The following is a 20476-nucleotide window of genomic DNA, read 5'->3' as shown; positions in this document are numbered from 1 at the left end:
TTCGAAAGACGACCAAGATGGCACCGGACGATATTACACTGAAATTACGGGATGTACGGGCGGCCTCGGGGCTGAGCCTGTCCAAAGTGGCTGAGATGACCGGGGTCAGCAAAGCCATGCTGGGTCAGATTGAGCGGGGCGAATCCAGCCCGACCATCGCTACCCTGTGGAAGATCGCCAAAGGGTTCCAGCTGCCGCTCAGCGCGTTGATCGGAACGGCGGCCCTTCGGGACACCGCCATGCCCGACGTGTTTCACACGGTGACCTTTCCCGGCAGCATTGAGGTCAAGATCGTCTTTCCCTTCGATCCCGCGTTGGGAGCCGAGACATTTCACGTCAGCCTCGCTCCGAACCAAAGCCATGACTCCGCAGCCCATGCCACAGGTGTGACCGAAGAGGTATTTGTGCTGAACGGTTCGCTTGAAATTCTGCGCGAAGAAGAGTGGGTACCGCTGCATGCCGGGCAGGGCCTTCGCTTTGCCGCCGACATTCCACATGGCTATAGGGCAGGGAACGCCGGTGCGGCGTTCCTGAATATGCACCATTACGGGCAACCAACGAACGCGGCTCCGCTCGCCTGATCTCAACAAATATTTGGAGGCAGGCAATGGCCGCTTTTCTTGACAGTCTGACTTTGGCCGACGCTATCGGCTCATTCGGGGCCATGATCGTAGTGGCCGCTTATTTTGCGACACAGATGCGGATGATGAATTCCGATGATCTGGCCTTTCCGATCCTCAATCTGGCCGGGTCCGTTCTGATCGTTTACTCGCTGCTGCAGAACTTCAATCTTGCTTCGATGCTGATCGAATGCTTCTGGATCGTGATCAGCATCATCGGGATCGTCCAGTTCATCAGGTTGCGGCGCGCGAATTGAATGCGGCCTGATCCGGATTGGTAGCGCCATCCAGTCTTGAACCCGCATGCGCGCGCGTATAGGGAAAAACAAACGCGTTTAGGAGAGGCTTTGATGCAGGACGATCCGAAAACCCTCGTTTCTACCGAATGGCTTGCCGCCCATCTCAAGGACCCTGATCTGCGGGTTCTGGACGGGTCGTGGTATCTGCCGCAGCAGGGACGTGACGCCAAGGCCGAATATGACGCGGCCCACATCCCCGGTGCGCGGTTCTTTGACATCGACGAGATTTCGGACCACCGCTCGGACCTGCCGCATATGGCGCCTCCGGTCGAGAAGTTCATGTCACGTCTGAGGGCCATGGGTGTGGGGGATGGCCATCAGGTCGTTGTCTATGACGGTGCCGGACTGATGTCGGCGGCCAGGGTTTGGTGGCTGTTCCGGTTGATGGGGCAGGAAAACATCGCCGTTCTGGATGGTGGTCTGCCCAAGTGGCAGGCCGAAGGGCGCGAGATCGAAGATCTGCCGCCGGTGATCCGCGATCGTCACATGACCGTTCGGGTCCAGAACCACCTTGTCCGCGATGTGACACAGGTGTCCGCCGCCGCCAAGCTGGCTGATCACGAGATAATCGATGCGCGCTCGGCCGACCGTTTTGCCGGAACCGGGACTGAACCGCGCGAAGGCCTGCGTTCGGGCCGCATTCCGGGGTCGCGCAACGTGCCTTTTGGCACTTTGCTGAACAAGAATGGTACGATGAAATCCCCCGAGGAATGCCGCGCCATCTTCGAAGCTGCGGGGGTGAATCTGTCGAAACCGGCCATCACATCCTGCGGGTCGGGGGTCACCGCCGCGATCCTCAGCCTTGCGCTTGAACGCATGGGCAAGAAAGACCACTCGCTTTATGACGGCTCCTGGGCTGAATGGGGTGCTTTCCCGACCCTGCCCGTCGCAACCGGAGAGAACTAATGTTCGAAAACCTCAAACCGCAGCCCGCCGACAAGATCCTGGCGCTGATGCAGGCGTACCGCGAAGACCCGCGCGATCAGAAGATCGACCTGGGTGTTGGCGTCTACAAGAATGCCGACGGCGTGACCCCGGTGATGCGTGCGGTGAAAGCGGCCGAAAAGCGTATTCTCGAAGAGCAGGAATCCAAGGCCTACACCGGTCTGGCAGGTGATCCGGCCTATGCCGATGCGATGATCGGTCTGATTCTGGGCAATTCGGTTCCACGCGGCAACATCGCAGCCGTGGCGACGCCCGGTGGCACTGGCGCCTGCCGTCAGGCATTTGAGATGATCCGCATGGCCAACCCTTCGGCCCGCGTGTTCGTATCGAACCCCACTTGGCCCAACCACCTGTCGATTCTCAACTATTTGGGCATGGAGACAGTCCAGTACCGTTACTTTGACGGTGAAACTCGCGGTGTCGATTTCGACGGCATGATCGAGGACCTGAAAACTTCGAAGGCGGGCGACGTTGTTTTGTTGCACGGCTGCTGCCACAACCCGACCGGAGCCAACCTGAACATGGTGCAGTGGCAAGAGGTCGTGAACCTGATCAACGAGCGTGGTCTGGTTGCGATGATCGACATCGCCTATCAGGGCTTTGGCGACGGTCTGGAAGAAGACGCGCAAGCAACGCGTCTGGTGGCCTCGTCGGTTAAGGAATGTCTAATCGCAGCCTCGTGTTCAAAAAATTTCGGCGTCTACCGCGAACGTACCGGGCTACTGATGGCAATCAGCGATGATCCGACGCAAACGTCTCTGAACCAGTCCACGCTGGCCTTCCTGAATCGCCAGAACTATTCCTTCCCACCGGATCATGGCGCACGCGTTGTAACGACGATCCTGAACGATGATGCCCTACGCGCCGATTGGGAAGCAGAGCTGGAAGAGATTCGCTTGTCCATGCTGGGCCTGCGCCAGCAACTGGCCGACGAGCTGCAGCGCCTGAGCGGATCAGACCGGTTCGGCTTTGTCGCCCAGCACCGCGGAATGTTCTCGCGCCTCGGCGCGGCACCCGAATTGGTCGAAAAACTGCGCGCCGATCACGGCATCTACATGGTCGGCGACAGCCGCCTGAACATTGCTGGTCTGAACGCGACGACCGTGCCAATCCTGGCCAAAGCGATTGTCGACGTCGGGGTCTGAGCCCAGATTCATCAATTGATGTCAGCCGCGCGATTTTCGCGCGGCTTTTTTTCTGGGTGAGGTTAGGTTCATTCAGGTTTACCGCAGTCAGTGGGTCCAAAGCCCTTTGTCGCCGATGATTGCGTCCGCCACGTCTTCGGCTCGCTTGCGGGAACTCGTTCTCTCACCTAAACCCATGTGCACGGCTTCGACCTGAACAAGATAGTCGACAACTCTCCTGCGCTCTTCTCCCCTGCGCAGCATTACCGCAGCTGTTTGTAGATATGCGTCGTATTCGTCAGCGAACGGTGCGCATTCTTCGTCCTGCCAATTGTCCTCAGGCCCCAGAAGGCCAATGGGGTCCCATAACTTCCAGCCGATGTCGCGAAGGCGGGGCAGCCGTAACTGTGGTGTGCCTGATGATTTGGTCATTTAAATGCGAGGAGTGCGGGAACTTTTTTGATTGTGAGGATCAGACCACAAAAAGTCCGCTTTCTCCACAGGTTTTAAAACAAGAAAAACAAAAAAAACCGGGCGCGAACGCCCGGCTTTGAAGCGAAATTCTCAGGTTAACCCTTGGAAAATTCCGGGTAGGCTTCCATGCCCAGTTCCGCCATATCCAGACCGTTTATCTCATCTTCTTCGCTGACGCGGATGCCGACGGTGGCCTTCAGGACGGTCCACAGGATCACCGCGCCAACAAAGGTGAACACACCATAGGCCACGATACCCAGCAGCTGCGTACCAAGGCTGGCCTCACCATAGAAGATCACGGCGATGGTGCCCCAGATACCACAGAACAGATGAACCGGGATCGCCCCGACCACGTCGTCGATCTTGAACTTGTCCAGCATCGGAACCGCGAATACCACGATGATACCGCCCACCGCACCGATCCACAGTGCACCGAATAGAGTTGGTGCGAGGGGTTCGGCGGTGATCGACACCAGACCGGCCAGTGCGCCGTTCAGAACCATTGTCAGATCGGGCTTTTTGTACAGAAGCTGCGTCATGATCAGTGCGGCAACCGCACCCGAGGCTGCCGCCATATTGGTGTTGGCAAAGATGCGCGACACGTCGGACACGTCACCTACGGTGCCCATTGCAAGCTGCGAGCCGCCGTTGAAGCCGAACCAGCCCAGCCAAAGGATGAACGTACCCAGGGTTGCCAATGCGAGGTTGGAACCGGGCATCGGGTGAACTTTGCCGTCCTTGTACTTGCCGATACGGGGGCCAAGGATAAGGGCGCCCGCCAGAGCAGCCCAGCCGCCGACCGAGTGCACGATTGTCGATCCTGCAAAGTCAGAGAAGCCCTGCGCATCCAGCCAGCCGCCGCCCCATTTCCACGAACCGGAAATTGGATACATGATGCCCGTCAAGACGATGACAAAGATCAGGAACGGCCACAGTTTGATGCGCTCGGCGACGGCACCGGAGACGATCGAAGCAGTCGCGGCCACGAAGACCAACTGGAAGAAAAAGTCCGACCCGATCGAGGCATAGTCTAATGCAGCTGCATCCGCGCCGACACCGACAGGATCAAGCACGGTGGTCGAAAAGAACGGGCCAAGCCAGCCCGAGATGCTCCACCCGTTGCCGGGGTACATCAGGTTAAAGCCGATCAGCCAGTACATGATCGCAGCAAAGGAAAACAGCGCCACGTTCTTGATCATCTGCATGGCAACGTTTTTTGAACGCACCAGCCCGCCTTCGAGCATGGCAAAGCCTGCGGCCATGAAGAACACCAGAAAACCGGCCATCAGGAACAGCAGTGTGGTAAAGATATACTGGGTGTGCAGCGCAGCTTCGCCCTCGGCGGCCTCTTGCGCCAGACCCATCTGTGGCAGCGCGACAATCGCAGCAGCAGGGATGAGAGATTTCATCAAGTTCATTGTCAGTCCTCGAATGTTGTGAATTGGGGCGCTCAAAGCGCCTCTTCGTTCGTTTCCCCGGTCCGCACGCGCAGCGCTTGTTCGACATCGAGGACGAAAATCTTGCCGTCACCGATCTTGCCGGTCTTGGCGGTTTTGGTGATGGTCTCGACGATCTGGTCGGCCATCGTGGCGGGCACCACGATTTCCAGCTTGATCTTGGGCACGAAGTTCACCGCATATTCGGCCCCGCGATAAATCTCGGTGTGGCCAGATTGCGAACCGAAGCCCTTGATTTCGGTCACCATCATGCCGCGCACGCCAGCCTCGGTCAGTGCCTCGCGCACCTCCTCCAGCTTGAATGGCTTGATTGTTGCAATGATCAGTTTCACGTCTTTCCCCTCTTCCTGTCCGGCGGGACCGGTTTGTTTGCACCTGCAGAAAAAGAGCGCGGCTGACCGCTGTAAGAAACGGTAAGGGCGGTTGAACGCGCGGGAAATCAGGGCTTAGGTGCACAATTTTTGCACAAAAACGCACTCTTGCCCAAAATCTGGGCGGCTTATGGAGGCAGCATAGGGGAAATTCATACCTCTACTTCGTGTCTATGGCAGGGTATGGTGCCTCAAAACGATAACCGGGCAGAGTTTGAGCATGACTGAGTCCAAGCGCCGCAAGACATCGCTTGTTGCGGACAAAAGATACCCTTCCAAGGGGCGCAAACCCGCGACCACAAAGCGGACGACAAAGCCCGCTGGCAAAAAGGCGGCGGCGCGCAAGACGTCGACCCGCAAAACGACCCGTCGGAAAACCCGCAAGTCTTCCGGTGGCGGTGGCGGCGGTTTCATTCGTCGTTTTTTCCGCTGGCTGTGGCGGCTATTTTGGGGCGTGACTTGGCGTGTTGGCGCGGTGGCCGCATTGTTGCTGGCGCTTGCGGTTGGCGTTGTCTATTCCAGCCTGCCTGATGTTGACGCGCTGCTCGATGGTCGTGCACGCGGATCAGTGACGTTGCTGGATCGAGACGGCAAGGTCTTCGCCTGGCGCGGCGATCAGTTCGGTGGTGTTATCACGGCCGATACCGTATCGCCCCATCTGAAGAACGCGGTCGTCGCGACCGAGGACAAACGATTCTACCGCCATTTCGGCGTCAGTCCGCGCGGCGTCGCGAGCGCCGTCCGCATCAACCTCAGCGAAGGGCGCGGGCCACTTTCGGGGCATGGTGGTTCTACCATCACGCAGCAAACCGCCAAACTTTTGTGCCTGGGCGTACCATATGAGCCCAGCGAATGGGAATCCGAGGCGGCGTATGAGTCCGACTGCCGTCAGGGGTCACTTTGGCGCAAGGCCAAAGAAGCGGTTTATGCGATGGCGATGGAGGTCAAGTACACTAAGGACGAGATTCTGACCATCTACCTGAACCGCGCTTTCCTTGGCGCGGGTGCGCGTGGGTTCGAGGCCGCAAGCCAGCGGTATTTCGGTATTTCGGCGGCTGAAGTCAGCCCGTCTCAAGCCGCGATGCTGGCCGGATTGCTGGTGGCACCAACGCGCTATGCGCCTACGAACAACCTGCAACGTTCGCAGGACCGGGCGCGGCTGGTGGTTGGCCTAATGGAGGCGCAGGGGTATTTGACCGCGGCGCAAGCCAGCGGCGCGCGCAACAATCCCGCGCAATTGTCCGAAGCGGCTGCCGCGCGCGCCGGCGGTTACTTCGCTGACTGGGTAATGGCCAGCGGGCCAGAGTTCTTTACACGCAACACAACCGAAGACGTGGTGATCCGCACCACGCTGGATCAGCGTATCCAGAAATCAGCCGAAGAGGCGTTGCAGTTCATTTTTCAGGAGAAAGTCCGCGAAGGATCCAAGGCACAGGCCGCGATCGTGGTGATGTCGGCGGATGGGGCCGTGCGCGGAATGGTTGGTGGGCGCAAAACACGCGTGTCCGGTGCCTTCAATCGCGCCACGCAGGCGCTGCGGCAAACGGGGTCTTCGTTCAAGCCCTTTGTCTATGCCACCGCGCTTGAGCTTGGCTATTCGCCATTGGATACGATCGTAGATGAACCCTACTGCGTGAATATTCCGGGCTCTGGGCAATGGTGTCCCAAGAACTACACCAACAAGTTTTACGGGCGTGTCACCCTGGCAGATGCGTTGAAAAACTCGCTGAACATCCCGGCGGTGAAAGTGGCTGAGATCGCAGGGCTGGACAATGTCCGCACGGTGGCCAGCGAATTCGGCATCGATAGTGACCTGGCGCAAGGCCCCGCTCTGGCGCTGGGCGCGTCGGAAAGCACGTTGATCGAGATGACGGGGGCCTATGCGGGTATCCTGAATGGCGGCTCGGCAGTGGAACCTTATGGACTGACCGAACTGAAGCTGCTGGGTGACGAAACCCCGGTCATGGTGACGACAACGGGTATTGGTGAGCGGGTCATCAATGACAAGGCAGCCAAACAGCTGACCTGGATGATGGAGCGTGTGGTGTCCGAGGGAACCGGTGCGCGTGCCCAACTGCCCGGTTGGCAGGTGGCGGGCAAAACCGGCACGACGCAAGCCGCACGGGATGCGTGGTTTATCGGGTTCACGGCTGATTACGTGACGGGCATCTGGATGGGCTATGACGACAACACGCCCTTGTCCGGTGTAACCGGAGGAGGATTGCCAGCTGAAATCTGGAAGGAAACCATGCTACGCGTAACCGAAGGCATGACGCCGACGCCGCTTCCGATGCTGGCCCCGGACCCACCAGTCAGAACAGCCCAACCGCAGCAACAGCGCCGTAAGAAACAAACCGGGTTGGACCGGGCCATCAACAACCTGCTGAACAACATCTTCGGTGGAAATTAAACAGGCGATGCCCCGCCACAATTCTATGGCGGAATTGTCGAAATGACAGGAACCCGCCGCTTTGTTGGCGGGTTTTAACAGAACGTTTTCTCTCGAAGATTTCTTTGAGAGCCTTCCCATATTCCCGAAAAAAGTTACATGAACCCAACCAACAACCGCAATGCGGACAGATCTGCCATTTGCCAAGTGGCATCGATTGTCCGCTCCAGATTTTTCGGCAGAAAAACAAGCATGCGGGTTCTGTAGGTTTTACTATTGTGTCCAGATGGATCGGCATATTTTTCTCATTGGACCGGGTGGTGTCGGAAAAACTTCATCCGGACCCCATCTTGCAAGACACCTTGGCCGCAAGTTCGTCGATTTGGATGAGCTATTCATGTCCGGACCAGGGCACATTGGCCGCTACATCAAAGACAATGGTTACGCTCGGTATGTGCGCGAAAACTCCAAAGTGTTTTTTGACCATGTTTTCCGACGTTCACCGCCCTGCGTTTGTGCTCTTTCTTCTGGTTTCCTTATCGCTGAGGTTGAAGCCAAGACTGTCGAGTTGAACAGGGTTTCGGTTAAGAAAGTGGGATATTCAGTCTTACTCTTGCCCCATGCCGACCCGGATCAATGTGCAACGATTGTTGTAACCCGTCAGGTTCGGCGCGGCCTCAACCTGAGACCTGAGATCGAGCGTCCCAAGTTTTTGGAACGTTTGCCCGTTTATCGGTCACTTGCGGACCAAGTTACCGTCTTTCAGGGACGACCCGAAGGTGCTGCTCATTCGATATTTGCCCAACTAAACAAGGCAAAGAACCTGTAAGCGGGCATCTGTTGATCGTGCAGCATTTGTTACTCAGGGCTCAAACTTCAGGAGCGGATGTGCAACCTAATGCACCAGTGCGCATCATTGGATACCGCAGCGCGACTTAAAGAAGCGAAGAACCTTGGGCGCGGCTTTGATTGGGATTTGGAAACTTCCCAATTCCGATTTTACAGAGACTGTCGACTTCGCATTTTGCGCAGCGGCATTACTGATTGCCTGAACGATCTTTGCGTCATCGCTTTCATTTTTGGGGACGAGTCGATTTGGTCCAGGAGGCTTGTTCTGAATGAAGTCAAATGACTGCCCTGCCACCTCAAGCTCGGCAGTAAACCCTTTCGGCAAACCGGCACCTAATCCGACTTGGGGGGTGATAGCGTTCCGGTTCTCTGAACCCCATAGCAACAAAGATGCATTTGAGCGCCGGTTGCAGTTTGGTTGGTCACATCGAACGGCTTGGCAGGATAACCCATCTCTATCGGTTCGCGCCTTTATCACATCCCAGCCGGAAATAGCCTGCTGTTCTTGTATCTCTAGTGCCAACAGTGGGCCATTCGTCAGAGACGCTGACAGAAACGCAATAACAGAACAGAACCTTCTTGGAAAAAACCGCATAAGACACCTTACTAAGAACCTGAAACTTGCTTCATAAGGTTAGGGTGCATCGGGAGAATTAAGTCAACTCAAGATTGTCGGATGAAAATACCCACACACCCAGTGGGCTAGCAAGTGCAGCTCATGGAAAAACGAGAAAAATAGCCGACAGGTCATCCGGTATTTTTTAATTCTCAACAGTTCTTTTGTTGGCGTTTTCTATTGGAGGTCGCACTACCGTGAACCTCTCGGGTATACACAAGCCGTACAAGATATGACCGAATGGTCGTGCACCAACTTGGTTCGTAAACTTGGTTCGTAAAGATGAAATCAAACCTCAGATTTATACACGTCCCACTCATCTGGCACACCCTTCAATATATGTGTGCCAAAACTCGAAAGCTGTATCCCAGACCCGGCAACCAGGTCCTTGACCGTGCGTGAAACAAGCACGTCGGCTTCAATTCCGAGCTCGGAGATCCGTGACGCAATGTTGACCGCGATGCCACGAACATCATCGCCAGCAAATTCAACTTCGCCTGTATGAACGCCAATTCGGATATCCAATCCGATCTGAGCAACTGCTCTCAAAGCAGGAACAGCTGGATGGGCTGTCAGACAATTTGGCGCAACAGATCGAGGTCTGGCTGATCGAGCAACACAAAAACGATGCGTGGTTCAATGGCGCCGGTCCACCGGCATAACCGTGCCTGCGAGCGTCCTGGGCCTGATCGGCCACAGAGCATTACTTTGCATGTCCGGCGTGGGATCACGATCTACTCGGTGCCACTTCAAATCGGCCGTTGGTGATACGCGCAGCATCTGTGAGTTTGGGCTTTGAGTGGACATCTGAGTAAATCGTCAGATGTCCACTCTTCGAAACACGGGCGTTGTTGGCTCGGATTCTGTCGAGTCCGCGTTTCAACATTTCCAGCATGGGCTGGACCCCAGGCACCGCCTTAACAATTGAAAGACGGCCTGATCAGAGGCTGTCGTCCAACGCGGCCAGAATGGCGTCGCCCATTTCCGTGGTGGAAACCGGCGTGACCCCTTCGTCAGCCAGCAGGTCGCCTGTGCGAACACCGTCGGCCAGCACCTTCTCGATCGCGGCTTCCAGACGGTCTGCCTCGGCGCCCTGATCAAAGCTGTAGCGCAGGGCCATCGCGAAGCTGAGGATACAGGCAATCGGGTTTGCTTTGCCCTGACCTGTGATGTCGGGGGCAGAGCCGTGTACGGGCTCGTACATCGCCTTGGGGCGACCATTGGCCATTGGGGCACCAAGAGAGGCCGACGGAAGCATTCCCAGCGAGCCAGTCAGCATCGCGGCACAGTCCGACAGGATGTCGCCAAACAGGTTATCAGTCAGGATGACGTCAAACTGTTTGGGCGCGCGCACCAGTTGCATGGCACCGTTGTCCGCGTACATATGGCTCAGCTCGACCTCGGGGTAGTCTTTGGCCACACGGTCAACAACCTCGCGCCACAGGATGCCCGATTCCATCACATTGGCCTTCTCCATCGAGCAGACTTTTTTGTTCCGGCGCATCGCCAGCTCAAAGGCCGAGCGTGCGGCGCGTTCGATCTCGGATTCGGTATAGCGCTGGGTGTTGATGCCCACACGCTCATTGCCTTCTTCGAAGATGCCGCGTGGTTCACCGAAATAGACGCCCGAGGTCAGTTCGCGCACGATCATGATGTCGAGGCCAGCAACGATGTCTTTTTTCAGCGACGAGAAGTCGGCCAGTGCGTCAAAACACTGAGCGGGGCGCAGGTTCGAATACAGGTCCATCTCTTTGCGCAGGCGCAGCAACCCGCGCTCGGGCTTGAGGCTGAAATCCAGATCGTCATATTTCGGACCGCCAACGGCACCCAGCAAAACCGCGTCGACTTCCTGCGCTTTGGCCATGGTCTCGTCCGACAAGGGCTTGCCGTGCGCGTCATATGCGGCACCGCCGACCAGATCCTCGCTCACGTCGAATTCCAGGCCGCGTTTTGCACCGAACCAGTCGATGACTCTGCGCACTTCGGCCATGACTTCGGGGCCAATTCCGTCTCCGGGCAGGATGAGGAGCGAGGGGTTGGACATGAAGGATCTCCTTGCGTTTTACAGCACAGGCCCTAGCGCCTGTGTGCCACCGGGTCAATGAGACGATCCGGCCTGAGTGCAAGGAAATACAGGATTGTTTCCCGGGCGATGCGCATGGCGTCCGAAAATTGCGTCAGCCCGGTTTATCAGGCCAGAATTTGGCGCAATGGGCCGCATTAACGCGGCAGTGTCAGGTCAACCCAGATCAGCCGGTGACGGCTGGCGGCCTCGGCTGTGTTTCGTTCCCTGGTGCCTGGGGCGGGCCAGTGCACGCCTGATCCCGCCACCTGCCAATCAGTCGACGGCAGGACGTAATCGACCCGCATTGGACCAACCGTTTTCCAAACCACTGTGGTCAAATCGCCCGAGGGATCCGTAGGCGCAGGGTCCTGAACGCGCGGGTCGTTCAAAAGGTCACGGATTGCCTCTTTGCGTCCTTCGCCGCGCGATGGGTCCAGATTGGCGTCACCGGCGATGACAAACGGGCCGTGAGAGTTGTGCCCGATCTGTCCATCTAACACAGCAGACCAAAGGCGTATCTCATCCCGGTTTCGAAGGCCGTTGCGATCCTCGGGACCGTCAAACACAGGGGGTGAGGCGTGAAACGTCATCAGATCCATCCGTCCCGCCGGGGTTTCGATGGGTACGATCCAATGCGCCACGGAAGACAGTCGTTGAACGTTCTGTGCCTGTTGCGACGGATATGGGGCTGCGTCGCGTCGGGGCAGTTCAGCCCCCGGCAGGTCCTGCCACAAAATGTCAGACAGGTCCTGAACCTCGTCCAACGCAATGGGGAAACGCGACATCACGGCCAGACCGCCCTGCCCGGTGAACCGTCCCCAGCCTTGTGCATCACCGGGGCCGTTGGTGCGGCCGTCTCCGTCCAGGTCAAGGTCTGTTTCCAGGCCCGAGTTTGGCCGGGCTGCAAAGGTAAACGGATAGTCCATTCCTGCGTCGCGCAACCGATTTGCCATCGCAGCAAGTATCTGCCCCTCGAAATCCCAGTCGAGACCCTGCAACGCGATGATGTCGGGACGCGTTTCAGCCAAAACGCCGACAACCGCCATCACCTGTTCATCGCCGCGGTCAATATCCCGCAGCAACAAGCCGGGCCCGTCGCGGCTGAGTTCTGTGTTGTAGGTGGCAATACGGATCGTCTCTGCCTGTGCCACAACGGGCAACAGCAGCAGGATCAGGATGCGGATCATGCGGTCTGGGTAGACTCGGCCGTGGAATAGGCGCGCCGTTTTTCGACGATCAGATTGGCAATACGCAAGGTCGCCATGCCGCGCATGATCATGCTGGCTGGCAGGAAGGCCCAAGCGCTCAGCGTCCAGATCAGCGTCTGAGGGTTGCTCAGCGAGATCGGTTCGGCATAGTCGGTCAGCAGTTTGATCAGGGCCGGGATCAGGAACGGCAGCAGAATGCCGATGCAAATGTTCAGGCGCCCATCACGCTGCAGTCGTGTCACCACGTCGCCACCTTTGGTCGGGTCAAACAACGGAAGATTGGTCCAGACGTTGAAAGCACCATTTCCTGTCGGCCAGCCGCGGACTTTCACCGCATAGGCAAAGCTGGCGATCGTCACCAAAGCAGCGACATACGCAACACTGGCGGCAATACGAACAAGTTCGATCAACGGCGCACTTGCGTCGGCGGGCAGCATCAGAATGATCAGCCGAACCGGTGAATAGGGAAAGTCGACCACATTCGCGACGCCCACGCCAAAGGAATAGAACGTCGTCGTCAAGCCTGTGGGCGTATAGGCATTTTTGCAGATCAGCGTCAGGAAGGTGACCATCGACATCAACCCGACAAAACGCAAACGGTTCACAGGCGGCGCATCGCGGAATTCGATAAAGCTGGGGAAAGCAGAGTTGTATTCGGCGAACGTCAGAAAAAACGCGAGAATGGCGAGAAAGACGACAATCTCGGTCCCATTCGTCGATGTTACAGGCAGATACAACGCGGGTGTCAGCACCATAAGTGCGACCAATAATCCCCGAATCGCCGCCCCTGTTGTGCGCGCAATCACTATCCAAACCCTTTCAAACCGGATTGACCGCTTCTTTGACGGTTTCGTCCCAACTTGTGCCCGACAATTGTTTTTCTACGGGTGCCTCTGTAATCGCCAACTTGGACGATAAGCGGCAATCCGCTCAAGCCACGCTGCAGAAAACACGGGATTTCAGGCAAAATGATGGCGAAACTGGTGCGCCTTTGCATCATTCCTGTCTCAAATTCGGCGTGTATCCTAAGAGCTATACTACATGTTGTGGTTGCGAGTTCATTAACCCCAAGAATGCGAACGGGGCCGCCAAAGCGACCCCGATAGGTTGAGTGTCCACAGATTCGTTCTTGGAATCACACCCAGGGACGGGCCTGGCTTGCGTGATCCTCGAATTTGTCGATGTGATGGTCTTTCTCCATCGTCAGGCCGATATCGTCCAGGCCGTTCAGCAGGCAATGCTTACGGTGGGGGTCGATGTCGAACTCGATCACAACGCCATCCGAGGTGGTGATCTGCTGATCTTCCAGATGAACGGTCATGCGGGCGTTTTCGCCCTTGTGGGCATCTTCCATCAGAATGGTGTGATGTTCCTCTTCCACCACGATAGGCAGAATGCCGTTCTTAAAGCAGTTGTTGAAGAAGATGTCGGCAAAGCTGGTCGAGATTACGACCTTGATGCCAAAATCCTTGATTGCCCATGGCGCGTGTTCGCGCGATGAGCCGCAGCCGAAATTGTCGCCAGCTACCAGAATCTCAGTCTGACGATAGGCGGGCTTGTTCAGCACGAACTCTTCGTTTTCCTGCCCGTCATCATGATAGCGCATTTCATCAAACAGCACGACGCCAAGGCCGGACCGTTTGATGGTTTTCAGGTGCACTTTCGGGATGATCATATCGGTGTCGATATTGATCAGCGGCATTGGGGCGGCCACCCCGTGGACTTTGTCAAACTTTTCCATGTCTACACTCCTGCGAGAGAGGGCCGCGCCCGTATCCCGCGTTTAAGCTTCTTTCGCTTCTGTTGTTGCGTCGTTGGGTGCGTTCTTGATGAAGAACGCCATGAAGACCAATCCGAACCCGTTGAACAGCATCTCAATGCCAAGGAAGATACCCAGAATGCTCAACAGCACCTGAGGATCGCTTCCTACATATGTCCAGATGATACCGGCAAGGACGATCGACAAGATGCCCGAGATCATCGTGGGCCAGAAAAACTGTGTTCCTTTCATCTGGAACGACAGAATGACCCGCGCGATGCCGCCTGCCATGAACAGGATCAGTATCACGGTTGCCAAGGTCAGGGTTCCCTGCAGCGGGTGATCCAGAAAGGACCAGCCCAGAAACAGCATCACCGCACCCATGATGAGTGACAGAATTTTGTTGCCGGTGCCTTCAACCGTAAAGCCGCCAACAACTTGCAGCGCGCCCGAGATCAGCAGCAACACACCGGTTACCACTGTCACGGCGACAGACGCCACAACTGGCGCGCCCAGTACGAAGATACCGAACGCTATGGACAGAAGCCCCAGCAGGAGCCATTTGACCCAGTCACTCATGTTTTCAATCCCTCAAATATCTAGATATGAGGGGACCTTACATCAATTCACGGACGTCTGTCAGCCGTCCTGTGATTGCCGCTGCGGCAGCCATCGCCGGGCTCAGCAAATGGGTGCGACCGCCCCGGCCCTGACGGCCTTCGAAGTTGCGGTTCGAGGTCGCGGCACAGCGCTCGCCCGGCTGCAACTGATCCGGGTTCATCGCCAGACACATTGAACATCCTGCCAGACGCCATTCGAACCCGGCCTCTTTGAAAATCTCGGCCAGACCTTCTTCTTCGGCCTGAGCGCGGACCAGGCCCGAACCGGGCACGACCATGGCACGCATGCCGTCCTTGACCTTTTTGCCTTTCAGAATCTCAGCTGCGGCGCGCAGGTCTTCGATCCGGCCGTTGGTGCAGGAACCGATGAAGACAGTGTCGATTTCCACATCGCTGAGTTTCTGACCGGCTTCCAGTCCCATATATTCGATCGAACGGCGGGCCGCGTCGACCTTGCCGCCTTCGAAATCTTCGGGGTTCGGCACAGTTGCGGTGATCGGCAGAACATCCTCGGGGCTGGTGCCCCAGGTGACGACCGGCGCGATGTCTTCGCCGCGCAGGGTGATGACCTTGTCGAAATGCGCGTCATCGTCGGTATAGAGCGTTTTCCACCATGTCAGAGCGGCTTCCCACTGTGCGCCTTTCGGGGCGTGAGGGCGACCTTTTACATATTCATAGGTGGTCTCATCCGGCGCGATCAGACCCGCGCGGGCACCGCCTTCGATGGCCATGTTGCAGACAGTCATGCGGCCTTCCATCGACAGGTCGCGGATCGCTTCGCCGCAATATTCGATCACATAGCCGGTGCCGCCGGCAGTGCCGGTCTCACCGATCACAGCCAGAGTGATGTCCTTGGCGGTCACGCCCGGCTGCAATTTGCCGGTGATTTCCACCTTCATGTTTTTGGATTTCTTCTGGATCAGGGTCTGCGTGGCCAGAACGTGCTCGACCTCAGAAGTACCAATGCCGTGAGCCAGCGCGCCAAACGCGCCATGCGTCGCCGTGTGACTGTCGCCGCAAACCACGGTCATGCCGGGCAGGGTCCAGCCCTGTTCGGGGCCGACGATGTGCACGATGCCCTGACGCACATCGTTAACCGGGTAATAGTGAATGCCAAAATCCTTGGCGTTCTTGTCCAGCGCTTCGACTTGAATGCGTGATTCAGGGTTTTCGATGCCGTTTACGCGGTCTGCTGTGGTTGGAACGTTGTGATCCGGCACGGCGATGGTCTTTTCCGGTGCGCGCACCGGACGGCCCGCCATGCGAAGCCCTTCAAAGGCTTGCGGGCTGGTGACTTCGTGCACCAGGTGGCGGTCGATATAAAGCAGGCAGGTACCATCATCGGCTTCGTGCGCGACATGGGCATCCCAGATCTTGTCATAGAGTGTTTTGGGGGACATCGGTCCTCTCCCGTATGTAAATGAGAAATAGCTGGCGAGTGGCTGGACGCGCCTTATAGGCGGGCCAGAACCGTGCGGGCGGCCCCAAAGAACCGTTCACGCAGGCGCGTGCGGTCTTGCAGTGTCGGAGCTGGGGCCAAATAGACTCTCATGCGCCTCAGATATATCGCGTGTGCGCGTCAATCAAGGTTCAATCCGGGGACAACTAGGTTGCACTTGCATCACGCTGCCCCTCTGTCCAAGCTGACCGGCAGGAGACGTGCATGAACCAAGACCTGCTACCGGAATCGCTCTCAGAGCTTTATGCCAATATGACGGCGGCATTCTCATCGCAATTTCTGAATCTGATTGAGCTGATCTTTACGCCCGGTTGGCGACAATATCAGCTGATCATCATCCTGGGCCTTTGGGCACTGGCGTTTTTGATGAAGCTGATGACCCAGCACCGTTGGGATACATGGGCACGATCACGCTCCGGATGGCCGAAATGGCGCCTGCGCCTCCTAGTCCAGATCATGCGCCGACTGACGCTCGTGTACTTTGTGCTGATGTCCTGGTCGCTTTATTGGGTGATGCAGAACTCGACCTGGCCCTCTCATAGCTACATCATCGGGGTCGTGGCGACCCTGGCAGCGGCATGGCTGGCCATCGCACTTGTGTCGCGATTGGTGCGTAATCGAACATTACGACAGATATTCAAGTGGTCGATGTGGATCTACGCAACTTTGATAGCCTTGGGGCTGACGGATGATGTAGCCGAATTTCTCGACGGCGTCGCGATTACGATCGGTGACCTTCACTTGTCGTTTCTTGGGATCCTCAAGGCCGTCCTTCTGATTGGCGTCCTGCTTACTTTGGCCCGGATCGGGACGGGCGCAGCCGAGCGGGGTCTTAAGCGTAACGATGATATCACGCCCTCGATGCAGGTTCTGTTAGCTAAGGGCATACAGGTCCTGCTTTACGGCGCCGTCTTCATGGCTGCTATCCGCACGCTTGGATTCGATCTGACCGGCATCGCGCTGTTGTCCGGTGCGATCGGTGTGGGCATCGGGTTTGGCCTGCAAAAGGTGGTGTCAAACCTGATCTCGGGGATCATCATCCTGATGGATCGTTCGATCAAACCGGGCGACGTGATCTCACTGGGCGACACCTTCGGATGGATCAACGCGCTGGGCGCGCGGTATGTCTCGGTGGTCACGCGTGACGGGCGGGAATATCTGATCCCGAACGAGGACCTGATCACCAATCAGGTGGTGAACTGGTCGCATTCTGACCGGTATGTGCGGCTGGATTTGGATTTTGGCACCAGCTATGACGACGACCCGCACCAAGTCCGCGCAACGGCGATCCGTTCGGTCAAAACGGTGAAGCGTGTTCTCAGCGGCGGCTCGCACGAACCGGTCTGCCATATCACCGGATTCGGGGATAGCAGCGTGGATTACGTGCTGCGGTTCTGGATCAGTGATCCGACCAAGGGGCTGACCAACATTCGGGGCAATGTGTACCTCGCCCTCTGGGACGCCTTCAAAGTCGAGGGGATATCGATTCCCTTCCCTCAGCGCGAGGTTCGGTTGCTGTCGGACGGCGCAGAGCAGCAACAGATCGCCAAAGAGTGAGCGCCTGTGCGGCCCCAAAAGCGCCCGTTCATTGAAATGTTGCAATCCCCTTGTTACCTTATTAGTACCCCTGCGCCGGGGTTTGGCGGCGCGCAACAAAGGAGGACTATGTCCTGTCTCTACATACCCAGGCGGGTTTGCCCGCCGATGACGGGGCCGGTGTAATGGCCCACTCTCAGTCAATCAGCGACAAGCTGCTTGAGCGTATCCTTTCCTCACTTTCCGATGACAAGGCCGAAGACGTCGTGCAGATCAACCTGCAGGGCAAGTCTTCCGTGGCGGATCACATGGTGATCGCGTCGGGTCGGTCAACACGCCAGGTTTCGGCGATGGCGGAAAAGCTGACGGATCGCATCAAGCAGGAATTCGGTTTCACCTCGAAGGTCGAAGGCAAGGATGCCGGCGACTGGGTGCTGATCGATACGGGCGACGTGATCGTCCATATCTTCCGCCCCGAAGTGCGTGAATTCTATCAGCTGGAAAAGATGTGGCTGCCTCAGGGCGGCAGCGCCTCGGCGAACTGAGGCGCCATCCCGGCCTGCATTAACAGGCCGGAGGCGAGAGAAATATGCGTATAAGCATTTGTGCGGTCGGGCGATTGCGTGCCGGACCGGAGAAGACCCTGCTTGACGATTACCTGACCCGATTTGACCGGACCGGCCGCGCGCTGGGCCTAGGTCCTGCACGTGTAATCGAGGTTGAGGACAAGAAAAACGCAGGCATGGGGGCCGAGGCCACGCTGTTGCGCAAGGCGCTGCCCAAAGGCGCAGTGATCTGCACGCTGGACGAACGCGGGCGGGTCATGTCTTCGCCGGATTTTGCCAAAAAACTCCGCGATTGGCGTGACGCCGGGCGCCAGGATCTGGCGCTGATCATTGGCGGAGCCGACGGAATAGACCCTAATTTGCGGACTGAGGCTGATTTTTCCATCTCATTCGGATCGATGGTCTGGCCCCATATGCTCGTCCGTGTGATGCTGGCCGAGCAACTTTATCGGGCCGCGACCATTCTGTCCGGCGGTCCTTATCACCGGGTCTGAAATGGCGCAGCTGTTGATCGTCTACCATTCGCGTACGGGCGGTGCCCGCCAGATGGCCCTTGCAGCCGCAGCAGGAGCGCACGACGAGGCGGAAACCATCCTCAAAACTGCGGATCAGACAATGCCTGAGGATTTGCTGGGTGCGGATGGGTACATCTTCTGTGCGCCCGAGAACCTGGCTGCGATTTCAGGCTTGATGAAAGAGTTCTTTGATCGCTGTTATTACCCTGTACTGGGCAAGATCGAAGGGCGGCCTTATGCGCAGATGATCTGCGCCGGGTCCGACGGTGAGAATGCGGCCCGTCAAACCGCGCGCATTGCAACCGGTTGGCGTTTGAAAGAAGTTCAGCCGCCGCTGATTGTCTGCACCCATGCACAGACGCCCGAGGCTATTCTTGCCGCAAAGACCATCCCACAAAACGAACTGGACCGATGCCGCGATGTCGGTGCGGCATTGGGCGCCGGTCTGTCGCTGGGCGTTTTCTGATCAGTTCAGTGTGACCAGCGTGGTCTCGTCATCCCAACCGTCGACGCTGCACCGCGCCTGAATCTGAACCTGTGTCACGCCATCTGGAATCGCCACTCCGGATAGTGAGCGTGTAAAGGGCTGCTCATTCTCATGCGGGTGATGCAATACGCGCATACCCAGTTCATTGCCGTCCATGTCCAGAACACGCCAGCCATCGGCATAGTGATCCCACCCGGTATCGGGATGTCGGATCGTCACGTCGAATCGCCACGTGTCGCCGCTTTGGCTGGCCGCCACGTTTTCAATCATAGAAGGGTCGGCAAGCGCTGGGCTAGCGAGAAAAAGGCTGAGAATCAAATACCGCATGAGGCGATCCTAGGCTGTGTCCGTCGGCTTCGCGATCACGAATTCGTGTCGCCCGGTTGGGACATCAAAACCAGCCGGGAATGCGACGCAAACTCGCGCCGGTAAAGAACACCGAAGGTGATTGTCGTGACCAGTATCAGGGGTGCCGGGCCCAGAATCCAGGCAACGGATGCCAGGGCAAAATAGGTCACCCGCAAGCCGCGGTTAAAGCTGCGTGCCGCGGTGACGCAGATTTCGGCGGCCTGTGCCGCGCGCGGATAAGCCTGAGGGTCCGAGGGATCATTGGGCACTGCTGCCATCAGAACCGCGCAATACCCAAACAACCGATGCGCCCAGACGTATTTCAGGAATGCATTGGCCAAAAGTAGGATGATGATCAGGATCTTGATCTCCCAAACCATGGCCGGTGCGCTGCCAATGGCCAGATCATTGGCGACGCCGGCAAGGCGTTCGGTGTTGCCCAGTAAAGCTAACCCGCCCCCGATGGCAATCATCGTGGTCGAGGCAAAGAACGTGCTGCCCTGCCGCATCGCCGCGACCACCTGTGCATCGAACATTCGGGGCTGCCGCGTGACCATTTCCCGCATCCATTCCCGACGATAGTCATCCATCATCATCGCCACGGAACGCTTGGTGGGCGAGGGGTTTTCGATCCGCCACCCGATCCACAGCCAGGCGATCAGAAGCAAGGCAATGGCCGCATAGTCCAGCGGTGAAAATAGTTGTGCGCGATCAATCCACGTCATGCCGGCGACATTAGAGCCAGACATGGAAACTTGCCAGTTGAAGA

The 20476-nt window shown here is 57.4% G+C and carries 24 protein-coding genes; 10 read left to right on the top strand and 14 right to left on the bottom strand.

From position 1 onward, the window contains the following. Nucleotides 1-17: 17 nt before the first annotated feature. From GOW16_RS19170 to GOW16_RS19155, 4 genes are all read left to right on the top strand, one after another. Nucleotides 18-581, top strand: a complete 564-nt coding sequence (locus GOW16_RS19170; RefSeq protein ID WP_170418465.1) for a helix-turn-helix domain-containing protein — start codon at nucleotides 18-20, stop codon at nucleotides 579-581. 26 nt (nucleotides 582-607) lie between these two features. Beyond that, the gene (locus tag GOW16_RS19165; RefSeq protein ID WP_170418460.1) at nucleotides 608-877 is read left to right on the top strand and encodes a CBU_0592 family membrane protein; all 270 of its coding nucleotides are present in this window, start codon (nucleotides 608-610) and stop codon (nucleotides 875-877) included. Nucleotides 878-970: 93 nt separating this feature from the next. Further along, complete coding sequence (gene sseA / locus GOW16_RS19160; protein WP_170418457.1) at nucleotides 971-1825, top strand: 3-mercaptopyruvate sulfurtransferase; 855 nt, start codon at nucleotides 971-973, stop codon at nucleotides 1823-1825. Continuing rightward, complete coding sequence (locus tag GOW16_RS19155) at nucleotides 1825-3009, top strand: aromatic amino acid transaminase (RefSeq protein WP_170418454.1); 1185 nt, start codon at nucleotides 1825-1827, stop codon at nucleotides 3007-3009. Before sseA ends, GOW16_RS19155 begins: the two co-directional genes overlap by 1 nt. A gap of 87 nt (nucleotides 3010-3096) precedes the next feature. Here the strand turns inward: GOW16_RS19155 and GOW16_RS19150 are convergent, their stop codons facing one another. From GOW16_RS19150 to GOW16_RS19140, 3 genes are all read right to left on the bottom strand, one after another. Next, complete coding sequence (locus GOW16_RS19150; protein WP_170418450.1) at nucleotides 3097-3420, bottom strand: hypothetical protein; 324 nt, start codon at nucleotides 3418-3420, stop codon at nucleotides 3097-3099. 137 nt (nucleotides 3421-3557) lie between these two features. Next, entirely contained in the window at nucleotides 3558-4880 is a 1323-nt protein-coding gene (locus GOW16_RS19145; RefSeq protein ID WP_170418447.1) for an ammonium transporter, read from the bottom strand. A 32-nt stretch (nucleotides 4881-4912) separates the two neighbouring features. Next, nucleotides 4913-5251, bottom strand: coding sequence for a P-II family nitrogen regulator (locus tag GOW16_RS19140; protein WP_058273036.1), 339 nt, complete (start codon nucleotides 5249-5251; stop codon nucleotides 4913-4915). Nucleotides 5252-5510: 259 nt separating this feature from the next. On the opposite strand from GOW16_RS19140, the gene GOW16_RS19135 reads away from it, so the two are divergent. Both GOW16_RS19135 and GOW16_RS19130 read left to right on the top strand, forming a co-directional pair. Then, the gene (locus GOW16_RS19135) at nucleotides 5511-7700 is read left to right on the top strand and encodes a transglycosylase domain-containing protein (protein ID WP_170418444.1); all 2190 of its coding nucleotides are present in this window, start codon (nucleotides 5511-5513) and stop codon (nucleotides 7698-7700) included. A 160-nt stretch (nucleotides 7701-7860) separates the two neighbouring features. Next, nucleotides 7861-8508: a shikimate kinase gene (locus GOW16_RS19130; protein WP_368039939.1), complete on the top strand. Its 648-nt coding sequence runs from the start codon at nucleotides 7861-7863 to the stop codon at nucleotides 8506-8508. Between the two features lie 84 nt (nucleotides 8509-8592). On the opposite strand, the gene GOW16_RS19125 is transcribed toward GOW16_RS19130, so the two are convergent. From GOW16_RS19125 to GOW16_RS19085, 9 genes are all read right to left on the bottom strand, one after another. Next, complete coding sequence (locus GOW16_RS19125; RefSeq protein WP_170418438.1) at nucleotides 8593-9051, bottom strand: hypothetical protein; 459 nt, start codon at nucleotides 9049-9051, stop codon at nucleotides 8593-8595. A gap of 381 nt (nucleotides 9052-9432) precedes the next feature. After that, complete coding sequence (locus tag GOW16_RS23105) at nucleotides 9433-9669, bottom strand: adenylate/guanylate cyclase domain-containing protein (protein ID WP_217354679.1); 237 nt, start codon at nucleotides 9667-9669, stop codon at nucleotides 9433-9435. Nucleotides 9670-10084: 415 nt separating this feature from the next. Beyond that, nucleotides 10085-11188 (bottom strand): 3-isopropylmalate dehydrogenase, encoded by a 1104-nt coding sequence (leuB, locus tag GOW16_RS19115; RefSeq protein ID WP_170418434.1) that lies wholly within the window; start codon nucleotides 11186-11188, stop codon nucleotides 10085-10087. A 176-nt stretch (nucleotides 11189-11364) separates the two neighbouring features. Next, nucleotides 11365-12396, bottom strand: coding sequence for an endonuclease/exonuclease/phosphatase family protein (locus GOW16_RS19110; RefSeq protein ID WP_170418430.1), 1032 nt, complete (start codon nucleotides 12394-12396; stop codon nucleotides 11365-11367). Beyond that, on the bottom strand, nucleotides 12393-13223 hold the full coding sequence (locus GOW16_RS19105) for a hypothetical protein (protein ID WP_170418427.1): 831 nt from the start codon (nucleotides 13221-13223) through the stop codon (nucleotides 12393-12395). Before GOW16_RS19105 ends, GOW16_RS19110 begins: the two co-directional genes overlap by 4 nt. 329 nt (nucleotides 13224-13552) lie before the next feature. Next, complete coding sequence (gene leuD / locus GOW16_RS19100; RefSeq protein ID WP_170418424.1) at nucleotides 13553-14158, bottom strand: 3-isopropylmalate dehydratase small subunit; 606 nt, start codon at nucleotides 14156-14158, stop codon at nucleotides 13553-13555. Nucleotides 14159-14200: 42 nt separating this feature from the next. Beyond that, nucleotides 14201-14755 (bottom strand): HdeD family acid-resistance protein, encoded by a 555-nt coding sequence (locus GOW16_RS19095; RefSeq protein ID WP_170418421.1) that lies wholly within the window; start codon nucleotides 14753-14755, stop codon nucleotides 14201-14203. Nucleotides 14756-14792: 37 nt separating this feature from the next. Then, nucleotides 14793-16196, bottom strand: coding sequence for a 3-isopropylmalate dehydratase large subunit (leuC, locus tag GOW16_RS19090; protein WP_170418418.1), 1404 nt, complete (start codon nucleotides 16194-16196; stop codon nucleotides 14793-14795). A 53-nt stretch (nucleotides 16197-16249) separates the two neighbouring features. Beyond that, nucleotides 16250-16348: an isopropylmalate isomerase gene (locus GOW16_RS19085; RefSeq protein ID WP_108861670.1), complete on the bottom strand. Its 99-nt coding sequence runs from the start codon at nucleotides 16346-16348 to the stop codon at nucleotides 16250-16252. A 111-nt stretch (nucleotides 16349-16459) separates the two neighbouring features. Between GOW16_RS19085 and GOW16_RS19080 the strand changes: the two genes are divergently transcribed. The 4 genes from GOW16_RS19080 to GOW16_RS19065 all read left to right on the top strand — a co-directional run bounded on the left by GOW16_RS19080 (nucleotide 16460) and on the right by GOW16_RS19065 (nucleotide 19338). Then, on the top strand, nucleotides 16460-17812 hold the full coding sequence (locus tag GOW16_RS19080) for a mechanosensitive ion channel domain-containing protein (protein WP_170418415.1): 1353 nt from the start codon (nucleotides 16460-16462) through the stop codon (nucleotides 17810-17812). 164 nt (nucleotides 17813-17976) lie between these two features. Continuing rightward, complete coding sequence (gene rsfS, locus GOW16_RS19075; RefSeq protein ID WP_058276550.1) at nucleotides 17977-18336, top strand: ribosome silencing factor; 360 nt, start codon at nucleotides 17977-17979, stop codon at nucleotides 18334-18336. Between the two features lie 44 nt (nucleotides 18337-18380). After that, entirely contained in the window at nucleotides 18381-18851 is a 471-nt protein-coding gene (rlmH, locus tag GOW16_RS19070; RefSeq protein ID WP_170418412.1) for a 23S rRNA (pseudouridine(1915)-N(3))-methyltransferase RlmH, read from the top strand. A gap of 1 nt (nucleotide 18852) precedes the next feature. Continuing rightward, nucleotides 18853-19338: a flavodoxin family protein gene (locus GOW16_RS19065; protein WP_170418409.1), complete on the top strand. Its 486-nt coding sequence runs from the start codon at nucleotides 18853-18855 to the stop codon at nucleotides 19336-19338. Here the strand turns inward: GOW16_RS19065 and GOW16_RS19060 are convergent, their stop codons facing one another. Further along, complete coding sequence (locus tag GOW16_RS19060) at nucleotides 19339-19686, bottom strand: hypothetical protein (RefSeq protein ID WP_170418406.1); 348 nt, start codon at nucleotides 19684-19686, stop codon at nucleotides 19339-19341. It lies immediately after the preceding gene. Between the two features lie 35 nt (nucleotides 19687-19721). Then, nucleotides 19722-20432, bottom strand: a complete 711-nt coding sequence (locus tag GOW16_RS19055) for a DUF599 domain-containing protein (RefSeq protein WP_170418403.1) — start codon at nucleotides 20430-20432, stop codon at nucleotides 19722-19724. Nucleotides 20433-20476: the final 44 nt, after the last annotated feature.

Origin of the sequence: Ruegeria atlantica, assembly GCF_013033965.1 — a bacterium.
Lineage (GTDB): Bacteria > Pseudomonadota > Alphaproteobacteria > Rhodobacterales > Rhodobacteraceae > Ruegeria > Ruegeria atlantica_D.
The sequence above is the reverse complement of the archived record's forward strand: the minus strand, read 5'-3'. Positions and strand labels throughout refer to the sequence as shown.

Bases quoted from the DNA above. Each gene is read 5' to 3' on its own strand.
- GOW16_RS19170 (WP_170418465.1), top strand. From the start codon at position 18: ATGGCACCGGACGATATTACACTGAAATTACGGGATGTACGGGCGGCC.
- GOW16_RS19165 (WP_170418460.1), top strand. From the start codon at position 608: ATGGCCGCTTTTCTTGACAGTCTGACTTTGGCCGACGCTATCGGCTCA.
- sseA (WP_170418457.1), top strand. From the start codon at position 971: ATGCAGGACGATCCGAAAACCCTCGTTTCTACCGAATGGCTTGCCGCC.
- GOW16_RS19155 (WP_170418454.1), top strand. From the start codon at position 1,825: ATGTTCGAAAACCTCAAACCGCAGCCCGCCGACAAGATCCTGGCGCTG.
- GOW16_RS19150 (WP_170418450.1), bottom strand. From the start codon at position 3,420: ATGACCAAATCATCAGGCACACCACAGTTACGGCTGCCCCGCCTTCGC.
- GOW16_RS19145 (WP_170418447.1), bottom strand. From the start codon at position 4,880: ATGAACTTGATGAAATCTCTCATCCCTGCTGCTGCGATTGTCGCGCTG.
- GOW16_RS19135 (WP_170418444.1), top strand. From the start codon at position 5,511: ATGACTGAGTCCAAGCGCCGCAAGACATCGCTTGTTGCGGACAAAAGA.
- GOW16_RS19130 (WP_368039939.1), top strand. From the start codon at position 7,861: ATGCGGACAGATCTGCCATTTGCCAAGTGGCATCGATTGTCCGCTCCA.
- leuB (WP_170418434.1), bottom strand. From the start codon at position 11,188: ATGTCCAACCCCTCGCTCCTCATCCTGCCCGGAGACGGAATTGGCCCC.
- GOW16_RS19110 (WP_170418430.1), bottom strand. From the start codon at position 12,396: ATGATCCGCATCCTGATCCTGCTGCTGTTGCCCGTTGTGGCACAGGCA.
- leuD (WP_170418424.1), bottom strand. From the start codon at position 14,158: ATGGAAAAGTTTGACAAAGTCCACGGGGTGGCCGCCCCAATGCCGCTG.
- GOW16_RS19095 (WP_170418421.1), bottom strand. From the start codon at position 14,755: ATGAGTGACTGGGTCAAATGGCTCCTGCTGGGGCTTCTGTCCATAGCG.
- leuC (WP_170418418.1), bottom strand. From the start codon at position 16,196: ATGTCCCCCAAAACACTCTATGACAAGATCTGGGATGCCCATGTCGCG.
- GOW16_RS19085 (WP_108861670.1), bottom strand. From the start codon at position 16,348: ATGAGAGTCTATTTGGCCCCAGCTCCGACACTGCAAGACCGCACGCGC.
- GOW16_RS19080 (WP_170418415.1), top strand. From the start codon at position 16,460: ATGAACCAAGACCTGCTACCGGAATCGCTCTCAGAGCTTTATGCCAAT.
- rsfS (WP_058276550.1), top strand. From the start codon at position 17,977: ATGGCCCACTCTCAGTCAATCAGCGACAAGCTGCTTGAGCGTATCCTT.
- rlmH (WP_170418412.1), top strand. From the start codon at position 18,381: ATGCGTATAAGCATTTGTGCGGTCGGGCGATTGCGTGCCGGACCGGAG.
- GOW16_RS19065 (WP_170418409.1), top strand. From the start codon at position 18,853: ATGGCGCAGCTGTTGATCGTCTACCATTCGCGTACGGGCGGTGCCCGC.
- GOW16_RS19060 (WP_170418406.1), bottom strand. From the start codon at position 19,686: ATGCGGTATTTGATTCTCAGCCTTTTTCTCGCTAGCCCAGCGCTTGCC.
- GOW16_RS19055 (WP_170418403.1), bottom strand. From the start codon at position 20,432: ATGACGTGGATTGATCGCGCACAACTATTTTCACCGCTGGACTATGCG.